15 protein-coding genes and 1 tRNA gene are annotated in these 18124 nt (G+C 61.3%); 9 read left to right on the top strand and 7 right to left on the bottom strand.

Features of this window, described 5'->3' with window-relative positions:
• Nucleotides 1–708 (bottom strand): NAD-dependent deacylase, encoded by a 708-nt coding sequence (locus WC704_RS11290; RefSeq protein WP_372890221.1) that lies wholly within the window; start codon nt 706–708, stop codon nt 1–3.
• A gap of 362 nt (nt 709–1070) precedes the next feature.
• Here WC704_RS11290 and WC704_RS11285 point away from each other — a divergent pair, with 362 nt between their 5' ends.
• The 6 genes from WC704_RS11285 to WC704_RS11260 all read left to right on the top strand — a co-directional run bounded on the left by WC704_RS11285 (nt 1071) and on the right by WC704_RS11260 (nt 6201).
• A complete protein-coding gene (locus WC704_RS11285; protein ID WP_372890018.1) occupies nt 1071–2660 on the top strand; it encodes an alginate export family protein in 1590 nt (529 codons plus the stop codon).
• A 112-nt stretch (nt 2661–2772) separates the two neighbouring features.
• Nucleotides 2773–3501 (top strand): 4-hydroxy-tetrahydrodipicolinate reductase, encoded by a 729-nt coding sequence (dapB, locus tag WC704_RS11280; RefSeq protein WP_372890017.1) that lies wholly within the window; start codon nt 2773–2775, stop codon nt 3499–3501.
• Nucleotides 3498–4160, top strand: a complete 663-nt coding sequence (gene nth / locus WC704_RS11275; protein WP_372890016.1) for an endonuclease III — start codon at nt 3498–3500, stop codon at nt 4158–4160. Before dapB ends, nth begins: the two co-directional genes overlap by 4 nt.
• Nucleotide 4161: 1 nt before the next feature.
• Nucleotides 4162–4536 (top strand): hypothetical protein, encoded by a 375-nt coding sequence (locus tag WC704_RS11270; RefSeq protein ID WP_372890015.1) that lies wholly within the window; start codon nt 4162–4164, stop codon nt 4534–4536.
• 42 nt (nt 4537–4578) lie between these two features.
• Nucleotides 4579–4655 (top strand) — tRNA-Arg (locus WC704_RS11265).
• A 436-nt stretch (nt 4656–5091) separates the two neighbouring features.
• Entirely contained in the window at nt 5092–6201 is a 1110-nt protein-coding gene (locus WC704_RS11260; protein ID WP_372890014.1) for a DNA cytosine methyltransferase, read from the top strand.
• On the opposite strand, the gene WC704_RS11255 is transcribed toward WC704_RS11260, so the two are convergent.
• From WC704_RS11255 to WC704_RS11240, 4 genes are all read right to left on the bottom strand, one after another.
• The gene (locus WC704_RS11255) at nt 6198–6425 is read right to left on the bottom strand and encodes a hypothetical protein (protein WP_372890013.1); all 228 of its coding nucleotides are present in this window, start codon (nt 6423–6425) and stop codon (nt 6198–6200) included. The genes WC704_RS11260 and WC704_RS11255 overlap by 4 nt on opposite strands.
• Entirely contained in the window at nt 6413–7108 is a 696-nt protein-coding gene (locus WC704_RS11250; protein WP_372890012.1) for a NotI family restriction endonuclease, read from the bottom strand. Before WC704_RS11250 ends, WC704_RS11255 begins: the two co-directional genes overlap by 13 nt.
• Before the next feature lie 254 nt (nt 7109–7362).
• Nucleotides 7363–8475, bottom strand: coding sequence for a glycoside hydrolase family 68 protein (locus WC704_RS11245; protein WP_372890011.1), 1113 nt, complete (start codon nt 8473–8475; stop codon nt 7363–7365).
• 65 nt (nt 8476–8540) lie between these two features.
• A complete protein-coding gene (locus WC704_RS11240) occupies nt 8541–11000 on the bottom strand; it encodes a TonB-dependent receptor domain-containing protein (protein WP_372890010.1) in 2460 nt (819 codons plus the stop codon).
• Between the two features lie 159 nt (nt 11001–11159).
• Between WC704_RS11240 and WC704_RS11235 the strand changes: the two genes are divergently transcribed.
• The gene (locus WC704_RS11235) at nt 11160–12485 is read left to right on the top strand and encodes an MFS transporter (RefSeq protein WP_372890219.1); all 1326 of its coding nucleotides are present in this window, start codon (nt 11160–11162) and stop codon (nt 12483–12485) included.
• Here the strand turns inward: WC704_RS11235 and WC704_RS11230 are convergent, their stop codons facing one another.
• Nucleotides 12486–13493: a LacI family DNA-binding transcriptional regulator gene (locus tag WC704_RS11230; RefSeq protein ID WP_372890009.1), complete on the bottom strand. Its 1008-nt coding sequence runs from the start codon at nt 13491–13493 to the stop codon at nt 12486–12488.
• A gap of 918 nt (nt 13494–14411) precedes the next feature.
• Between WC704_RS11230 and WC704_RS11225 the strand changes: the two genes are divergently transcribed.
• On the top strand, nt 14412–15023 hold the full coding sequence (locus tag WC704_RS11225) for a response regulator transcription factor (protein WP_372890008.1): 612 nt from the start codon (nt 14412–14414) through the stop codon (nt 15021–15023).
• A 206-nt stretch (nt 15024–15229) separates the two neighbouring features.
• The gene (locus WC704_RS11220; protein ID WP_372890007.1) at nt 15230–15817 is read left to right on the top strand and encodes a PAS domain S-box protein; all 588 of its coding nucleotides are present in this window, start codon (nt 15230–15232) and stop codon (nt 15815–15817) included.
• A gap of 21 nt (nt 15818–15838) precedes the next feature.
• Here WC704_RS11220 and WC704_RS11215 read toward each other — a convergent pair whose 3' ends face one another.
• Nucleotides 15839–17968: a putative bifunctional diguanylate cyclase/phosphodiesterase gene (locus tag WC704_RS11215; RefSeq protein WP_372890006.1), complete on the bottom strand. Its 2130-nt coding sequence runs from the start codon at nt 17966–17968 to the stop codon at nt 15839–15841.
• Nucleotides 17969–18124: the final 156 nt, after the last annotated feature.

The following is an 18124-nucleotide window of genomic DNA, read 5'->3' as shown; positions in this document are numbered from 1 at the left end:
TCAGGAAATGGTTGCCAGCAGTTCGTCCACCCAGACTGGCACCAATTCGCCCGCCGGGCCCAGCCGCGTCTCGTGAAAATAACCGCTGCCCGCCGACCGTTCGAGATTCAGCTCCAGCGTGCGCGCGCCGGCATAGCGCGCGCTTTGTACGAAACCGGCAGCCGGATACACCGCGCCTGACGTCCCGATCGAAACGAACAGGTCAGCCTCGCCCAGCGCGCGCTCGATCCGGTCCATCGCATAGGGCATTTCGCCGAAGAACACGATGTCGGGGCGCAGAGCCGCAGTTCCGCATCCGCTGCAAACCGCCGTCTGCGGCAACGCCGCCGTCCATGCGGCGCGCGTTCCACATGCGGCGCACAATGCCGACTGCAATTCGCCGTGCATGTGCAGCAAGCGCCGCGCGCCTGCGCGTTCATGCAGATCGTCGACATTCTGCGTCACGATCAGCAGCGCGCCCGGCCAGGCGGCATCAAGCCGCGCGAGCGCGAGATGCGCCGGATTGGGCGCGACCGTTGCCAGGGCCGCGCGCCGCGCATCGTAAAAGCGATGCACCAGCACGGGATCGCGCGCGAGCGCTTGCGGCGTGCAGACCTCCTCGACGCGGTGTCCCTCCCACAAACCACCCGGCCCGCGAAAAGTGGCAATACCGCTTTCCGCGGACACACCTGCGCCGGTGAGAATAACGATGTTGTGCGGGTTGGGCATCACGGCGGAGGATATCCGGATATTTCACCGCGCGCCACGCCCAACCCGGCATTGCCGATCGCCATTTGCCATTGGTCCGTTCCGATCCACTCCAAGAAATGGTTCAGAATTGCGCTTACCGCCTGGCTGATTTCCACAAAACATCCGGAACTCATCACACCATCCGAGCCGGTCACCCTACAATAACCAAAGGGTCGATCGGAAATTCGAATGGCCTTGATGGAGCAACATACGTCCGCCGCCACCGCAAGGGGGGGCGAGCCAGTAACCGTGACGGCTGGGGCCACGTCCGAGCAATACGTCTCGCCACAACGCGCCCGCGCGGGCTGGGGCGGAGCCTGGTACCAAGATCGAGGGTCATCATGCTTATCTTCTGCCCCCCTTTTGCCCTTAATCTTTCGGCGCTCCCGCTCATCGTCCTCCCCGCAGCACCGAACACCGCCTCTCTGCCGCCCGCGTCTGCGGCAAGCATTTTGCCGCCGACCGGAACCGACGCCGACACATCTGCTTCCGATGGCGTTCTGCCGACTCCGCCGCGCGAGCCCACCGAAGCCAAGCTCCCCCCGCCGCCAGCACGGCCCGCCACCCGCGCACACCGCATCTATCCGCAGCAGGCGGATGGCCAGGCCATCACGCTTGGCGGTTACACCCTGTCCCGCTGGGCCGAGGACTGGAGAGGCCTGCGCGACCCTGCGAAACGCAAGGACTGGATCGACCGGCTAAAATACATCCCGATCGACTCCCGGGGTGATATCTACGTAACCCTGTCGGGCGAAATCCGGCTGCGCATCAACGATTACAGCGACCCCGGCCTGCTGAATGCCGGATACCGTCTCGAAGAGCAGACGCGCGTGGTCGGCGGTGCCGACCTGCATATCGGGCCAATCCGCTTTTACGGCGAACTCGGCCACGGCGGCCTGAGTGGGCATAATTACGGGACTCCGTTGCCCAAATCGCGCGATGCGCTGGTCGCTCAGCAATTCTTTGCCGAAGTCAGCGGCGCGGTCGGCAATTATGGGGTGGGTGTGCGCTATGGCCGCCAGCAATTTACCGACGGCTCGGTCAATCTGGTGTCGCAGATCGACAACAACACCATCCACACCTCGGTTCAGGGGATTCGCGGTTGGGCACAAAGCAGCAGCATCCGCGCCGATCTGTTCGATTTCAAGAAGGTTGCCCTGGGGGTGAAGGGCCTGGGCGATGACCACGCCGATGACGGGACGCGCTTTTCAGGCGCCACGCTCGGCATGGTGTTCGCCAATGCCGCAACGCGCAAACTGTTCCTCGACCCGTTCATCTGGCGCGAGCGCAACAATGCGCTGAAATGGGGAAGCGTGACGGCGCGTGAAATCCGCTATTATTACGGCGCGCGTCTGTGGGGCAATTTCGACCGGCTGGCGCTCGACTGGACGATCGACCATCAGGATGGATCGTTCAACGGGCGCGACATCAGTGCGTGGAATGCGTTCATCGCACAAACCTATGTCCTCGATCCCAAGCACTGGAAGCCCAAGATCGGTATCCATTTCGACTTTGGCGATGGAGGAGGCAGCTTTGGCAAGGGCACGCTGCGTACCGCGAAGGCGCCCTTCGCCGGGACGATCGCCTATAGCTATCAGGGCGCGCTCAACTTCACGAACCTGTTCCAGGTATCGCCCAACTTTACGATCTCGCCATCCAGGAAACTCGATGTCCTCACCGAGTTTCAGCACAGTTGGCGCGTCAGCCCACACGACGCCGTCTATCGCGGTCTCGGCACCGCTTATGCCGGCAGCGAAACCGTGCCCGGACGCGACGTCGGCGATGCGCTTCGGTTGCAAGCCACGTGGAAAATGACGCGGCGCGTGTCGATTGTCGGTCGCTACGAATATTTCGTGCCCGGCGCGATCCTTGACCGGCTCGGCTATGGCGATTCGCACTTTCTCGCGGGCTGGATAAGCTACCGGTTCTGAGGCGGGGCAGCGCATATCGGCACCGTTTTGATGACCAATTCGGCAAATTCCCGCATGGCGTCTCGCGCGCGGCTTCGGTAGAGCCGCCACGCAGCAAATCGGGAGAGGTGCGATGACCGCGATCGGGATTATCGGCAGCGCAGGCCGGATGGGCCAGGCACTCGCCGCCGCCGTGCCGGACCTGGGCGCGACACTGGCCGGCGGAATCGATGCCGGGGGGGATCCCGTAGCGCTGGCGCGGGATGCCGGTGTGCTGGTCGATTTCTCCACCCCTGCCGCGCTCGAACGGACGCTGGCCGCGGCGCGAATGGCACGCACACCGATCCTGATCGGCACCACCGGCCTTGCGCCGACGCATCACGCACTGATCGATGCCGCCGCCAGCGAAATCGCCGTGCTGCAGACCGGCAACGTCTCGCTCGGCGTCACCCTACTCGCCAAATTGGTGCGCGACGCCGCCGCCCGGCTGGGGCCCGACTGGGACATTGAAATCGCCGAGATGCACCATCGCCACAAGGTCGATGCGCCGTCGGGCACCGCGCTCCTGCTGGGGGAAGCGGCGGCGGCGGGGCGCGGCATAACGCTGGCCGAAGCACGCGTGTCGGATCGCGCCGGGTTGACCGGGGCCCGCTCCGAAGGGACGATCGGTTTCGCCAGCCTGCGCGGGGGCTCGGTCGCGGGCGACCACCTCGTCATTTTCGCCAATGAGGGCGAGCGGATCGAGATTGGCCACCGCGCGGAAAATCGGGCGATTTTCGCGCGCGGCGCGATCACGGCGGCGCTGTGGCTCGCCGATAAGCCCGCTGGCCGTTACAGCATGGATCAGGTGCTGGGCGTTTGAAAAAGGCGGACATTATCGATTTTTATGCCCGGCTGGCGGCGGACAACCCGCATCCGGAAACCGAGCTGGAGGCAGGCAATCCCTTCCAGCTTGTCGTTGCGGTCGCGCTATCGGCGCAAGCGACCGACATCGGCGTCAACAAGGCGACCCAACGCCTGTTCGAACAGGTCAAAACGCCCGCCAAAATGGTCGCGCTCGGTGAGGACGGGCTGAAGGAGCATATCAAGACGATCGGCCTGTTCAACACCAAGGCCAAGAATGTGATCGCGCTGTCGCAACGCCTGATCGATGCCTATGGCGGCGAGGTGCCCGCCGACCGCGACGCGCTGGAGACGCTGCCCGGTGTCGGGCGCAAGACCGCCAATGTCGTGATGAACGTCGCCTTTGGTGCCGAAACCTTCGCGGTCGACACCCATATCTTCCGGGTGGGGAACCGTACCGGTCTGGCGCGTGGCAAAACGCCGCTGGCGGTTGAGTTGAAGCTCGACAAGGCTACGCCACAACCGTTTCGGCTGCACGCTCATCACTGGTTAATCCTGCACGGTCGATATATCTGCAAAGCGCGAACCCCCGAATGCTGGCGGTGCATCGTCAGCGACCTGTGTGCGTTCAAGCCCAAGACTGCGGTGCCAAAGCGTGCCGTGCCCAAGGAGACGTGACATGCGCCTGTTGCTAGCCGCCCTCACCTTCGCCGCCATCGCCGCGCCCGGCGCAGCCCGGGACCGCTCCGAGATTCCCCCCGCCACGCCTGCGGGCAAGCCGCAAAGCTGCATCCCGCTTCGCCAAATCCAGCAGACGCAAGTCCACGGCGACCGCACCATCGATTTCATCATGAGCGGCAGGAAAGTGTATCGCAACACACTGCCGAACGCGTGCCCGAGCCTCGGCTTCGAAGAGCGCTTCAGCTATGCGACGAGTCTCAGCCAATTATGCTCGACCGACATCATCACCGTGCTGCATTCCAGCCCCAACCTGTCGCCGGGCGCGAGCTGCGGTCTCGGCGAATTTCAACCGGTGACGCTGGTGCGCAGGTAGGGACTGGCGCAGCGCGATCGGCTTTGCTAGGCGGAAGATCAGGCACCCGTAGCTCAGCTGGATAGAGCGCTGCCCTCCGAAGGCAGAGGCCACTGGTTCGAATCCAGTCGGGTGCACCAACGTTTTCAGGGACTTAGACCACATTTCAGCCCGCCTTCGCGCGTTCGGGCAGATCATGAGTGGGGTGCAGCCCGCTGGCGGTCGCGCCGGCGCGTCAGCATGTGTTTGCATTTTGTTCCTGTGGAACATATATAGAATAACGCTGATTCGCGGCGAAGGTGCTGCTAGATGCGGCACCTTGCAGCACCAAAGGAACTAGAATACAGGCGGAATGTTCGATGCAAATGAGGCCGAATTTGCCCACGAAGAACCCTCGCGTGTCTGTTGGGTTAAGCCATCAGGAAGCGAGCACGCTTCAGGATTTTGCAGATCGAAACCACTTGTCATGTTCGTGGGTGGCACGTCAGGCGATCATCGAATATCTAGAGCGCAACGCAAGCCCACAGGGCGCGTTGCCGCTCGGCAAAAAGGGGGTGGCAAATGATGCGGCGTGAATTGACCGCGATCGACCTGTTCTGCGGAGCCGGTGGATTGTCCGAAGGCTTGCGGCAAGCCGGTTTCGATGTTCTCGCGGGTAGCGATTTCAACGAAGCGGCGGGCGCGACGTTCGAACGAACGCACCGCGACGCGAAGTTTCTAGGCGGACCGATTCAGGATTTATTGGTTGACGACTTTCTACGCGCTGCGCGCCTTCGGGTAGGCGAACTCGACGTGTTGACGGGCGGGCCACCCTGCCAAGCCTACAGCGTCTATAATCACAAGCGCGGCATGAACGATGCCCGGTCCACGCTCTTTCGCGAATATCTGCGCATCGTCGAAGGCTTGATGCCTCGTTGGGTTGTCATGGAAAACGTGACCGGAATTACGTCCGCAGGAAACGGCGCTGCGTTGCGAGCAATCGTCGATGGCTTCACGAGCTTGGGCTATCGGATCGAATGGCGTGTGTTGCGAGCCGAAGAATATGGCGTGCCGCAAGAGCGTCGCCGGTTCGTGTTCATGGGCAATCGCACTGGCGAACCGATCGTGTGGCCCGAACCTACGCACGGCCCCGGCCTGAAGCCGCTCGTAACGGTCTATGATGCCATTTCGGATTTGCCCGTTTTGCACAATGGTGAAGCAGCGATCGGTCGTGATTACACGTCCGAACCGCGAACCGAATATCAGGTCGAATTGCGCGAAGGCTCAAATGGCGTTTTCAATCACGCTGCCCCGCGTCTGGCGAACATCAATATGCAGCGCATGAAGCATATCCCACAAGGGGGAAGCTGGCGTGACGTGCCGGTCGATTTGCTCCCCCGTGGGATGCAAGCGGCGCGGCGCTGCGATCACACAAAACGCTATGGCCGGTTGCAATGGGATCGACAGTCTTCGACGATCCTAACGAAGTGCGACATTCATTGGGGTGCCTACATTCATCCCGAGCAGAACCGTTCGCTTACGGTTCGGGAAGCGGCGCGCTTTCAATCGTTCCCCGACTGGTTTGTGTTCGAAGGCAGTCAGACCGATCAATTCGTTCAGGTCGGCAATGCGGTCCCACCTATTCTTGGACGTCAGCTTGGGCTTGCTCTTCAGTTCGGTCGCGAGCGAGTTCGTAAAGCGGCTTAGCGGAGTGCGGCGGCGATTGCCGCTGCATATACGTCCTGCTGCGGTAGGTTCATCGGCGACGTGAAGGCGGTTGCGACCTGATCGATTGTGGTGGTGAACTGCGAATCGAACAGCAGCGGCCTTTGGTGCGTGGTGGGGTCAACGTCGCCAACTCCGTAGCTGCGGAACGTGATTGTCCCGTTGCCGATCGGGTATGCGTGCAGATGGTTACCTAGCCGGTCCATGATCTTCTGATAGACCGAGTGCGGGCAAATGAAGATAGCCCCTTACTACACTTCGATTCGCGCCGAAGAACATGGCCTTTGTAGATCAATTGCGGCAAGATTCTCTTATTCACGTTTTCCCAATTCATACTGGCATCGCTATATCCGCGCCCTCCCATGCCGGGGAATGGTTCGTCCGCAAAATACGCTTGCGCTTGATCGCTATAGTTGCCGGTGGTGTCGATCGTTTGGACTTCGAGCGCGGTAAATTCCAGCAACTCGCCGTTCTGATCGATTTTCGCGACGATCCAATCGACATAGTAACTACCCGCCTTACCGCCATCGGCGCGCGGCGGGCGCGGCAATGGAAGTTCGCCACCCCAACGCTTCCCGAACAGAACGGCCTGTTTTTCGGCTAGAGTTCCTTGCGCCTTACGAACGCGCGCTTCGTTTGCGGTTATCAGTTCGGTGCCCGCGCCGAAGACTTCGTGCCCGACGTCGGTAAGCGCCCGATATTCGTCCGCATAGAGCCGGTTCGGGCAACAGATGATAGAGCCGGTGCTGACTAGCTTGACCGAGCAAGCCCCGTGGTTCGGCTTGATACAGTCGCCGTTCGTAAATGGGCATTGCTTGTTCGCGACGAAGGGCGCGGCTTCGGATTGGTAGGGTTCGTATCCGAAGAATTCGACAATCTTCAACGCCATACGTGTTCGCCCCCGTTAACCCTCTGTAGCGGGTTGATCGGTGGTAGTAAAATCGGGCTTCGCCTACCCAATACCTACCCAAGTTCGAAAGCGAATTCGAACCGGACACTATTATTCTGTTTATGAGGGGTTTTCTGCCCACATTGAAGCTTGTGGCCTTCGCCTAACGGAGGCAACGTTACCGATTGAAATCCAGTCGGGTGCACCAGTTTTCCGCAGATCGTGCGGCCAGCCCCATTTCCGAACCAACTACGTTACACGACCGTCGCACGGTCTGCGTCGAGCAGGAGGCGGAAGGGTGTCGCAGGCGTGCCGCCAAAGTGCCGCCGCGCCTCTTCGGGGTCGAGCGGGTTTGCGGTCAGGCCCGGTCGATCGACAAAGCTCAATACGCTAAGCTCGCCGAGCACCAGCCAGCTATAGGCCTGGATCGGCGCTTCGGGCGGATTGCCGCACACCAGCCCGCTACCATTGAGCGCACTCCACGGCCCGGTGAGCTGGTCAGCAACCATCCCGTACAGGCCCGTCGGCCCCGATGGACCGTCACTTGCAAACACTTTGCGCTGGGTTACCCAGAAACAATAATAGCGATTGCGGTGATGGACGATGTGCGGGCGTTCGAGCTCGTTATTAAGGCCATCAGCGGTGATTAACGGCGGATGCAACACCCATGCACCCTGTTCGCGCCGCGCCACCGCGATGGCGCCGTTCCACGGTGACGTCGATTGGGCGAGCGACGCGGCAAAAACGAGATACTCCGCGCCATCCGCCGGATCGCAAAACCACGCCGGATCGCGGAACGCCTTGATCGTGCCAATGCCGCCGCCACCGGTCATGTCACATGTGTAGATCTCACCATCAGCCACGACCGATTCGACCGGGTTCGTCCAATCCGACAGGCGCGGGACGCCTGCGTCGATCGACAGCACCGCGCTGGTTTCAAACAGACGTTGGTCAAAACTCGGTTCAGCTTCGCCACGGTGCCCAGCCGCCGTGAAATACAGCGTTACCCGGTCATGATCGGGCGTCACGATCGCCGAACCCGACCATTCGCGACTGCCCGGTGCGAAGCCATCGGGAAGCAGATAGCCCAGATCCCGCCATCCATGCGGAGTCTCGTGCATCAGGCGGATTCGGGCGAGTGCGTGACGCGATTCGGGATCGGGCAGAACCGGGGCAGACAGCAACATCTGCAATGCCCCCCCGGCAATGTCCGCCGTGCGGCCATCGCGTTCCTGCACCGGCCAATAATCCCACAAATCGTAACCGGGCAGGATCGGCGACACGCCATTTCCGTCGATGAGCGGCACCTGCGGAACAGGCTGGAGCGCGATGGAGGCAACCGCATCGCGGGACCAGATAGTCGTCATTCGGCACCACTCATTGACTAATCGTACAAATAGCCCGGGCGCGCGCCACGCCCGGGCCGGTTCGCTCAGAAATCGAGCTTGACCGCAGCGGACACGGTACGCCCGTTGATCGAGCGCGCGCGAACGATGCCGTTGGCCGGGATCGCTGCTTCTTCAGCCTCGGTAAAGCCCTTGGTGTTGAACAGATTGTTCGCGTTGATCGAGACCTGCACCCGATTGACCGGACGCACGCTGAGGAACGCGTTGACCTGCGTGAAGCCCGGCAGCTTCAACTGGTTGCTATCCTGCGTATAGCTCGACGTCGTGCCGATTGCGCTGGCACCAAGCGTGAACAGACCCGTCGTATATTGCGGCGTCACCTTGTACACAAACTCGGCCTGGCGCCGGGGTCGATTGCCGACAACGGCGGGGGTAACGTTGTCGCTAACGATCTTCGCCTTGGTGAAGGTTCCGTTGGCCGCCAGGCTGAACCCGCCGATGCGATAGCTACCCTCAAGCTCGAGGCCATAAGCACGGTAGGTACGGTCGAAGAACGTCTGGCTGGTTGCCTCGAAATTCTGTTCGGCCGTCCTCGCCCAGAAGGCGGTGCCGTACAGGTTCAGGCCCGCATGGCTATATTTCACACCGGCTTCGGCCTGCCGCACGAAATCGACCGGTCGCGCGCCCGGCTGGAGCCGCCCCGAAGTCGGGCTGACATTGTTGGGGTTGAACAGGAAGCGATCCGCATTGGCGCGACCACCCCGGCTATAGCGTGCGAAAATCGAGACGTCGCTTGCCAACCGGTAATTCGCGCCGAACGAGTAAGAGGTGTAGTGGAAATTGTAATTGACCGGCTGTGGGCTGTTGAGCGGGAGCACCGTGGTCTGCGTCTCGGGGTAGGAGATCGTCCCGTTGCCATCGACGTCGAAGCTCGTCGCCGGGCCATCGCCAACCACGAAGCCGCGCGCGCTGCCCGTGTCATAGCGAATGCTCGCGTCGACGTTGAGCCCGCCGCCGGTATAGCCGATCGAGGCAAATGGCGCGTTGGTGTCATAATCGACATTGTAACTACGACGACAGCAATTGCCGAAATAGGAGGCACCATAGGCCACCAGGCCGTTGTCGGTGCGCGACTGTCCGCCGGCTGTCCGCACGTTCAGCAGCGCGGCATTGTCGCCTTTCGCGTCGAGCAGATAGGACGACCACGTCCAGTCGATATTGATCGTCTGGCGCGATTTGTAGAAACCGGCCGAAAAATCGAACGTCCCGCTGCCCGCGTTGAAACGACGATTCACGCGCAGATCGTTGGTGATGTTGTTAAGGCTGTTGAGCTTGGTGTTGAACAACACCACGCCAATCGCGTTCGACGTTGTCGGGTTGGCATAGAGCTGACCGGCGCTTGGGCCGTTGGCATAGGTTACGATCGCGCCTGGCCCACCGATCGCATTAGCCAGATTCTGCGCGGTATCGACCGTCGCCGGGAAGGGCGAGATGAAGCGACCCGAAATATCCGAATAACGGAATTTGTCGCTGACCTTCCAGCCATCGGCGACTTCGAATTCGGTTTCGAAGCCGACCGCCTTCACAATCGGATGAATACCGTCGCGAATGTCGTCAACCTCGCGATTGTTGGCACCGTCGAGCGTCACCGCCCGCGTGAAATAAATGCTGTGGATCGTGTCGTTATTGGCGCTCAGGCCAGGCAGGGAGGTGTAGGTCGGATTTGCGTTGCTGCCGGTAACGCGCACCGGGCTCGGCAAATAGGCGATCGCGCGATCGTCGAGATATTTGAAGTTCAGGCGGAAGAAGCCCCGGTCGAAGGTCTTGGTGATGTTGCCACGGATTTGCCCGCCCTTATTGCCATCATAACCGGCGCGACGCGGCCCCTCGCCAACGCGGTAGAAGCCACCGACGTTGAAACGCAGCGTGTCGTTCAACTTGCCGCCATAGTCGGCATCGATCCGGTACTCGCCGTAATCGAGCCCAACCGTACCCTGGATCGAACCGCCCTCCTGCTCGCCGGTCTTGGAGATGAGGTTGATAACACCGCCCGGCGAATTGGACGCGAAAGTCGAAGCCGAACCGCCGCGCACCGCCTCGACACGCGCGACGTTGAAGTCGGCGCGCAAAAAGATATCAGTATTGCCGAAGGCGATATCGCCATATTCGAGAATGGGAAGGCCATCTTCCTGCAATTGCAAGAACTTGGCACCACCCGATGCGACCGGTAAGCCACGGACCGCGATATTGGCATTGCCCTCGCCGCCCGACGATTCCGAACGAATGCCGGGCAAGCTGCGGAACAATTCGGCAACCGAGCGCGGCGTCGCGCTGGCGATGGCGTCGCTATTGAGCGAGCTGACCGAGACCGAGCTGTCGAGCCGGTTTTGCCCGCGCGCGACCGCGGTGACGATGATGTCGTCCTTTGCCTGCGCATCGCTGTCAACCTGCGCGTCCGCCGCCGGCGGCGACGCTTGCTGGGCAAAGGCCGGCGCACCGACCGTCAAAGCGGCCGTCGCCAAAAATAGGGTGCGCCCTTTCAACATATCACTCTCCTGAATCAGCATGGCCGTTTATTCGGCTCGCACGGTTCCTAAACCGCCTCCGCAAACGTTTGCAAGAGGAAATTGCAATCGTTTGCGCAAACCGCTACACCACCCTGCAGGCGGCAATAGCCCGTCAGTGGGGAGAGAGACGTGACCAACATGCCGGTCGGCAAAGTGCATCTGACGCTAGCGAAGATCCTGCAGATGAACCTTGGGTTTCTCGGCCTGCAGTTCAGTTTCGGGCTGCAGCAAAGCAATATGGGGCCGATCTACAGCTATCTTGGGGCCGATGAAGGCAGTATGCCGCTGCTGTGGCTGGCGGGCCCGATGACGGGGCTGATTGTCCAGCCGTTGATCGGATCGATGAGCGATCGGACGCGCAGCAGGCTCGGACGCCGTACCCCGTATTTCCTCGTCGGCGCGATCCTGTGCAGCCTGTGCCTGTTGGCGATGCCGTACAGCCGCACGCTGTGGATGGCGGCCAGCCTGTTATGGGTGCTCGACGCGGCCAACAACGTCACGATGGAGCCGTATCGCGCTTATGTCAGCGACCGGCTCGACCCGACCCAGCGCCCGCTCGGCTTTCTGACCCAGAGCGGGTTTACCGGACTGGCGCAAACCCTGTCCTATCTCGCCCCGTCCCTGCTCGTGTGGTGGGGCGTGAACAAGGACACGCTCGACAGCAACGGCATTCCCGAAATTACCCGGATCAGCTTTCTGATCGGCGCGGTGCTGTCGATCGCGACAATCCTGTGGTCGGTGTGGCGCGTCCCGGAATTGCCGCTAACCCCCGAAGAGGATGCCGCGATGGCGGCTGATCCGCTGTCGCTGCGCTCGACCATCGCCGGTCTGGCGTCCGCGATCCGTGACATGCCGCGGCCAATGCGGCAACTTGCGATCGCGATGCTGTTCCAGTGGTTCGGTATGTTTTGTTACTGGCAATATGTTGTGCTCGCGCTCGCGCGCGGCGTTTTCCACACAGCCGACCCGGCCAGTGTCGGCTTCCGCGATGCGGGCTTGCTCAACGGGCAGCTTGGCGCCTTCTACAATGCGGTGACCTGCGTCTCGGCCTTCGCAATGGTGCCGTTCGCGCGGCGTTTCGGGGCAAAGCCGATTCACGCGGTGGCGATGGTCGCGTCGGGCTTGGCGATGCTCACAATCTCTTCAACCGGGTCGATTCCGCTCCTGGTGGTGGCGATGATCGGCATCGGAATCGGCTGGGGTAGCTTGATGGGCAATCCCTATCTCATGCTGGCCAATGCCATCCCGCCCGAACGCACCGGCGTCTATATGGGCATTTTCAACATGTTCATCGTCATCCCGATGATGATCGAGATCCTGTTCGTTTGGCTCGCTTATCATCCGCTGCTCGGCGGCGATCCCCGCCATGTCCTGATGCTGGGCGGCGCCATGATGCTGGCGGCAGCGGTGGCAACATGGCTGGTCCGCACGCCGACCGCACCCGTGGGCGCAGCGGTGGCCTGATCAGGCGGAGGCGCGCAGGATCAATTCGGGCGTCATCGCGACCGATTCCACCTCCTCCCCCTCCATCCGGCGAAAGAGCAGATCGACCAATATCGCCGCGCCGCGCGCCACGTCCTGGCGCACCGTGGTCAAAGGCGGGTTGGTGTGCATGGCGATCAACACGTCGTCATAGCCAATAACGCTGACATCCTGCGGTACGCGCTTGCCGCGCCCCGCCAGTGCCCGCAACGCGCTCATCGCGATTACGTCCGATGCTGCGACGATGCCGTCGGGGGATGCATGACCGGCCAGATAATTTTCAATCGCGCTATAGGACGCTTCGCTGGTGAGGTGGACCGGCAACAACGTCGCCTGCCCACCCCCGGCAGCCGCCAGCGCTTGCTGGAAACCGGCATAGCGCGCGGCAAATTCGGGGACCTCGATATTGCCGAAGAAAGCGAGCCGGGTCCGCCCCTGCGCCAACAGATGTTCGGCGGCCATCCTCCCGCCCGCGACGTTGTCGGAGCCGATGGTGATTTGCGTCTTGTCGGGCATATCGGCCCCCCAAACCACCATCGGGCGATACCGCCGGGCAACGCGCTCGATCGCGTCGATTTGATTGGATTGGCCGATCACGATTACGCCATCGACCCGCCTGGCATCGACGATCGCATCGAGCCAGCGATCGTCCTTCGGAATGATGCGCGACAGCAGCAAATCGTGCCCGCGATCGGCGATCGCATCGGCGAGCGGCCCCAACAGGCTCATGAAAAACGGGTCCGACAGATGCTGTTCGGCCTCATGCCCCAGCGGCAACACCACGCCGATTGCACCGGTACGCCGAAGCCGCAGGTTGCGCGCGGCCTGATTGACCTGAAAGCCATGTTCACGCGCCAGTGCGACGATCCGCGTCCGCGTGGACTCCGCAATCACGGTGTTTCCAGCCAAGGAGCGCGAGACCGTCGCAACGGAGACACCGGCGAGTTCGGCCAGTTCGGCGAGAGTCGATACGGTCGGCGTGGGTGGCATCCTGCTTCTTTGACGTGTGCCCCGCGAATCGCCAACCGCTGAGTGTTGGGGCTGGCCACAAACTAACGCGCGCCAACGATGCGGATCATCCGGACTCATGGATGATTGTGGCCAGTTCGGTGTCAATCAATCATCCGATATGGCGCAAACCGCATTCCGCAAGGGTGCCGACGCGCTGACAACACGCGGCGCGCCTGGTGGCGACGGAGTGCGCGCGCCAACACTTTCGTCGCCTTGTACCGCCCTTTCGGTGGCGGATTGAGCTCAACCGAGCGCTGCGGGCGAACGCGCCGTGCCCCCGTCCGCCGACACCCGCGGTCCAACGGGCGGGGGACCCAAGCGCGTAGCACCACCATAGGGAGTATGACCGCGGTCGACCAACGACCCAGGTCGATCGACCTAACAGTCGATGTGCGCGAAACGCTCGGCCGCAATATCACGACGGCGCGACAATGGACCAACCAGCGTGTACCATTATGACGCAGCACCCCGAAAAACCGATCTGCACACCCGTCAGACTCGGGATTGAGGCGAAAAGTAAACCCGCTTTGTATCCCGATGGATCATCCATTTTTGCTATGGAAAGCACATTTCTTAGGTGTAAGAATAAGATGTGGCTCTAAAAATGGCGTCCTCGATCCATCCATTATGCCGACGTGAACGCCGGTACAAATCTGCTGCTCATCGTCTTTTCGCGTTTCACGGAATTCATACCAAGAAAATGCCATTAACGCTGAGCGTGTATTTGCATATTATTGCCGCAATGCACCATCGACACTCCAGCGGCGCTTATGCTTCTTTGAAGAAATTTGGTTCGGCGGATGCATCCGCCGACGGTCCGTTTGCGTACAGCCCATTGTCTCGCCGCGACCACGAGATTTTATGATGCACGTTTCGTCACACCTAGCGGGGGGTTCCATGCTGAAACAGATCTACATCGTGGATGACGATGAACCCGTGCGTAAGTCATTGCAATCCTTGTTAAACATGCGACCGGAATTCGTTGTCAGCAGCTTCAGCTCGGGCGACCAATTCCTGGCGGAGGCACAATCACTTGAACCGGGCGTGGTCCTGCTCGATGTCCATATGACCGGCGCATCCGGCATGGATGTCCTAAGCGCGATCAATGCGCGCGACCTGCCGATGGTGTGTGTCATCATCACCGGGCACGGCAACATCGCAATGGCGGTTCAGGCGATGCAAGCCGGGGCGATCGATTTCCTGGAAAAGCCATACGATCACAGTGCCTTGATCGACACGATCGAACGGGCGAACAGCCGCTTGCAAGAGGTCGAGGCTGACGCGGCGCGGGTTCTTGCGGCGCAGCAATCCATTGCGCGCCTCGCCCCGCGCGAAATCGATGTTTTGATGGGGTTGATCGCGGGCAAGGTAAATAAGGTCATCGCGCACGAACTCGACATCAGCCCGCGCACGGTCGAGGTGTATCGTGCGAATTTGATGACCAAGCTCCATGTCAGGACGCTTCCCGATGCCTTGCGGATCGCCTTCGCGGCGGGCCTGGTCGATTAACCGACTGTGGTTGCGCGAATGGATGTCCAGCACAAGGAACCGACGATGGACATCGCTGTCACTCCTCCGTTCGTCGCTCTTTTCGGACTCGGGTCAACGAATCGTGTATGGCGCGGCTCGTTCAGAGCTGCGAACGGAGAATAATGGAGACTGCCCGGAATTTGAGCGCAAAAGGGAATGGCGATCCGTCGGCGACGCGATCGATATTGGAGATCGTTCCTTTCCCGATGATGATGATCGACGATCGCGGGACGATCGAGTCGCTTAACCGACAAGCGGAACTGCTGTTCGGTTTTGAGGGTAACGACGCGGCGGGCCAGAGCATCGATGTGCTGATGCCGCAATTGCATCGGCACATTCACGATCAGACGATCACGCAGTATCTGGGCAGCGTCGATGGCGAACGTTCCGCCCGGGGCCAGATCCTGATCGCCAAGCATCGCGACGGCTACGATATTCCGGTAGAGGTGCTTGTTGGGGACACCCTTGTCGAGGGGCGGCGGCTGTTCGCCTGTTTCGTGCGGCCCATCGCGGCATGGCGCGGCACGGACACTCCACCCGCGCCGGCGAACACGACCCCGGCTTGCGTCGAATGCCGCGCGACGACGTCGCTTCTGGTACATGAACTCAACCAGCCGATGACGGCGATGACCAATTTCCTTGCAGCGGCACAGATCGCCCTGCTCGCAGACGCCGCGCCAGAGACGGTTACCGGGTTCATCGAAGGAGCGAGCGCCCAATCGCTGCGCGCCCGGCATTTGCTCCAGCGCCTGCGAGATTTCGTCGGCGCCTGAAACCAGCGCCATTGCAGCGCATCAGGCCCGCAACTGGCGCTTGCGCAGCGTGTGCGGCGGCGCGGCACGAAGCCCGCCTCCCGTTGCCGCGATCATCGCCTTGGCTTTCCCCGCAGGCATTCCTTTACCAAACAGATAGCCTTGGCCGAAATCGCATCCCCACTCCGACAGATGGGCCCATTGGCTCACATCTTCGATTCCCTCGGCGGTAATCGACAGGTCGAGACTCTTCCCAAGCGTAATCATGGCACGCACGATGCCCTCATTCTTGCTGCCGTCGTCAAGCCCGCTCAAGAAGGACCGATCGATCTTGATCTTGTCGAACTTGAATTCGCGCAGGTGGTTCAAGCTGGCATAGCCCGTCCCGAAATCGTCCAGCGCGACGCGGATGCCGCGCTTCTGGAGTCGGCTCAACACCTGCTTGGTGCCCTCAAAGTCGGTAATCAGCGCATTTTCGGTCACTTCGACTTCGATCCGCTGTGGCGCGATGCCATAATTATCAAGGATTGCGACCAGGTTTGACGCAATCAACGGGTCACGCAATTGGCTCGGGGCCAGGTTGATCGACAAGGTCAACGTGCTCGGCCACTCCCGCACTTCGCGACACACCCGCTCCAGCAGGCGATACGTAAGGTCGGTCAACACCCCGATTTCGTCGGCAGCGGAAATGAAGGCATCGGGCATGATTAACCCCCTCTCGGGGTGAATCCAGCGGGCCAGCACCTCGAACCCGACCAATCCGCCGCCGTCGATTGCCACCAGCGGTTGATAATACGGCACGATTTCTCCGGCGGAAACGGCGCGACGCACATCGGCGTGCAACACCGCCCGCGCCTGGACGTTATCTTCGATCGAGGGGTCGAAGAAGCGATAGCGCCCGTGGCTATTGGCCTTGGCCTGATACATCGCCAAATCTGCCGCGCGCAGCAATGCCGCCGGGCTGGTGCCGTCTGGCGGGAAGAGCGCGATGCCAATCGTCGCGCCAACCTCGACCACGGCATTATCAAGCTGAATCGGCTGGGAAATGATGACACGGAGCAACTGCGCGATGCGCGTGGCGTGGCTTTTGTCAGCCGAAGTGGGGAAGGCCACCGCGAATTCGTCGCCGCCCAGCCGTGCAACGGTGCCCAGTTCATCGCGATGCGCCATGAAGCGTTGCGCGAGTTCATTCAAAACCGCGTCGCCCGCATCGTGGCCATACGCGTCGTTGACGGGTTTGAACCGGTCCAAATCGATCATCATGACCGCAGCGGGGTGCTCCAGGTCGGCAGTGAGGCGGCCCAAGGCTTCGGTGAAGAAGCGCCGATTGGGCAAACCGGTCAAGGCATCGTGCCGCGCCAGTCGCTCGGCGCGCGCCTGGGCTTCGAGCGTGCGCTCATGCTCCGCCTCGATCAAACAGGCCTGTGCGCGGAACACTTCGAGCGAGCGTACCATTGCACCAATTTCGTCCCGCCGGTCGCCGCCAGACAGTTCGACGCAGGTGTCGCCAGCCGCAAGCGCCGTCAACGAATCGGTGATGTGGATCAACGGTCGCACAATCCGCCGATGAATGAAGATCTGCACCATGAAGCGCGCGACAAAACCGAACGCGGAAAAGGTCAGTACGAACACCGTGACAAATTCGGCCACGCGACGCGCAGCCTCCCCGGACTGCGCAGCATCGCGTCGAAAACCGGCGGCGAGCGCGTCCGATTGCTCGTCAAACGTCATGTAGGAATCGTCCAGCTCCCCCTGGAACAGCGCAAGCGCCTCGGAGGATTTTCGGGCTTCGACCAGTGCGATCAAGCGATGTTGGACCTTTTGATAGTCATACCAACGGCGCTCCATCGAGGAGACCATGCGCTTGAACGGGCCGGCTGGCGTAATGTTACATAAGGTCGACAGTTCCCGGCTCAACGCCTGGCTACGCCGCATCAGCAACGTGCGCGCATCAGGGCGGTCGTCGAGGAGGACTGACGCTTGCGCGACCCGATTTTCAGAAATGAGGTCGGCGACTTCCATCACCGAAGACACGCGACGGATGTCCTCGATATTTTGCGTCATCGCCATGCCGATTTGGTACATCCCGCCCGCAACCAGCGCAGCAACGGAAAGAAACAGCAGGGCGCCGAGCACTTGCAGTCTAGCAACCCTGGTTCCAATGTTCGTCATGTTCACATCCCACGGGTGACACGGCGAACGCAGGCCACACAGTTACGTGCATAGCCCCGGGCCAGATCCCTTCACCGCATTATAGACGCATTCGGAAAAAGAACCGGGCCAGTACGCGCCGACGCGCATCATCCATTGGTATGGGCCGGCCTGCCA

This window comes from Sphingomonas sp. (genome assembly GCF_041661885.1).
GTDB lineage: Bacteria > Pseudomonadota > Alphaproteobacteria > Sphingomonadales > Sphingomonadaceae > Sphingomonas.
This window is presented reverse-complemented; position numbering and strand designations above follow the sequence as displayed.

Coding starts and splice junctions, on each gene's coding strand:
- WC704_RS11290 (WP_372890221.1), bottom strand. CDS start 708: ATGCCCAACCCGCACAACATCGTTATTCTCACCGGCGCAGGTGTGTCC.
- WC704_RS11285 (WP_372890018.1), top strand. CDS start 1,071: ATGCTTATCTTCTGCCCCCCTTTTGCCCTTAATCTTTCGGCGCTCCCG.
- dapB (WP_372890017.1), top strand. CDS start 2,773: ATGACCGCGATCGGGATTATCGGCAGCGCAGGCCGGATGGGCCAGGCA.
- WC704_RS11270 (WP_372890015.1), top strand. CDS start 4,162: ATGCGCCTGTTGCTAGCCGCCCTCACCTTCGCCGCCATCGCCGCGCCC.
- WC704_RS11255 (WP_372890013.1), bottom strand. CDS start 6,425: ATGGACCGGCTAGGTAACCATCTGCACGCATACCCGATCGGCAACGGG.
- WC704_RS11250 (WP_372890012.1), bottom strand. CDS start 7,108: ATGGCGTTGAAGATTGTCGAATTCTTCGGATACGAACCCTACCAATCC.
- WC704_RS11245 (WP_372890011.1), bottom strand. CDS start 8,475: ATGACGACTATCTGGTCCCGCGATGCGGTTGCCTCCATCGCGCTCCAG.
- WC704_RS11240 (WP_372890010.1), bottom strand. CDS start 11,000: ATGTTGAAAGGGCGCACCCTATTTTTGGCGACGGCCGCTTTGACGGTC.
- WC704_RS11235 (WP_372890219.1), top strand. CDS start 11,160: ATGCCGGTCGGCAAAGTGCATCTGACGCTAGCGAAGATCCTGCAGATG.
- WC704_RS11230 (WP_372890009.1), bottom strand. CDS start 13,493: ATGCCACCCACGCCGACCGTATCGACTCTCGCCGAACTGGCCGAACTC.
- WC704_RS11225 (WP_372890008.1), top strand. CDS start 14,412: ATGCTGAAACAGATCTACATCGTGGATGACGATGAACCCGTGCGTAAG.
- WC704_RS11215 (WP_372890006.1), bottom strand. CDS start 17,968: ATGACGAACATTGGAACCAGGGTTGCTAGACTGCAAGTGCTCGGCGCC.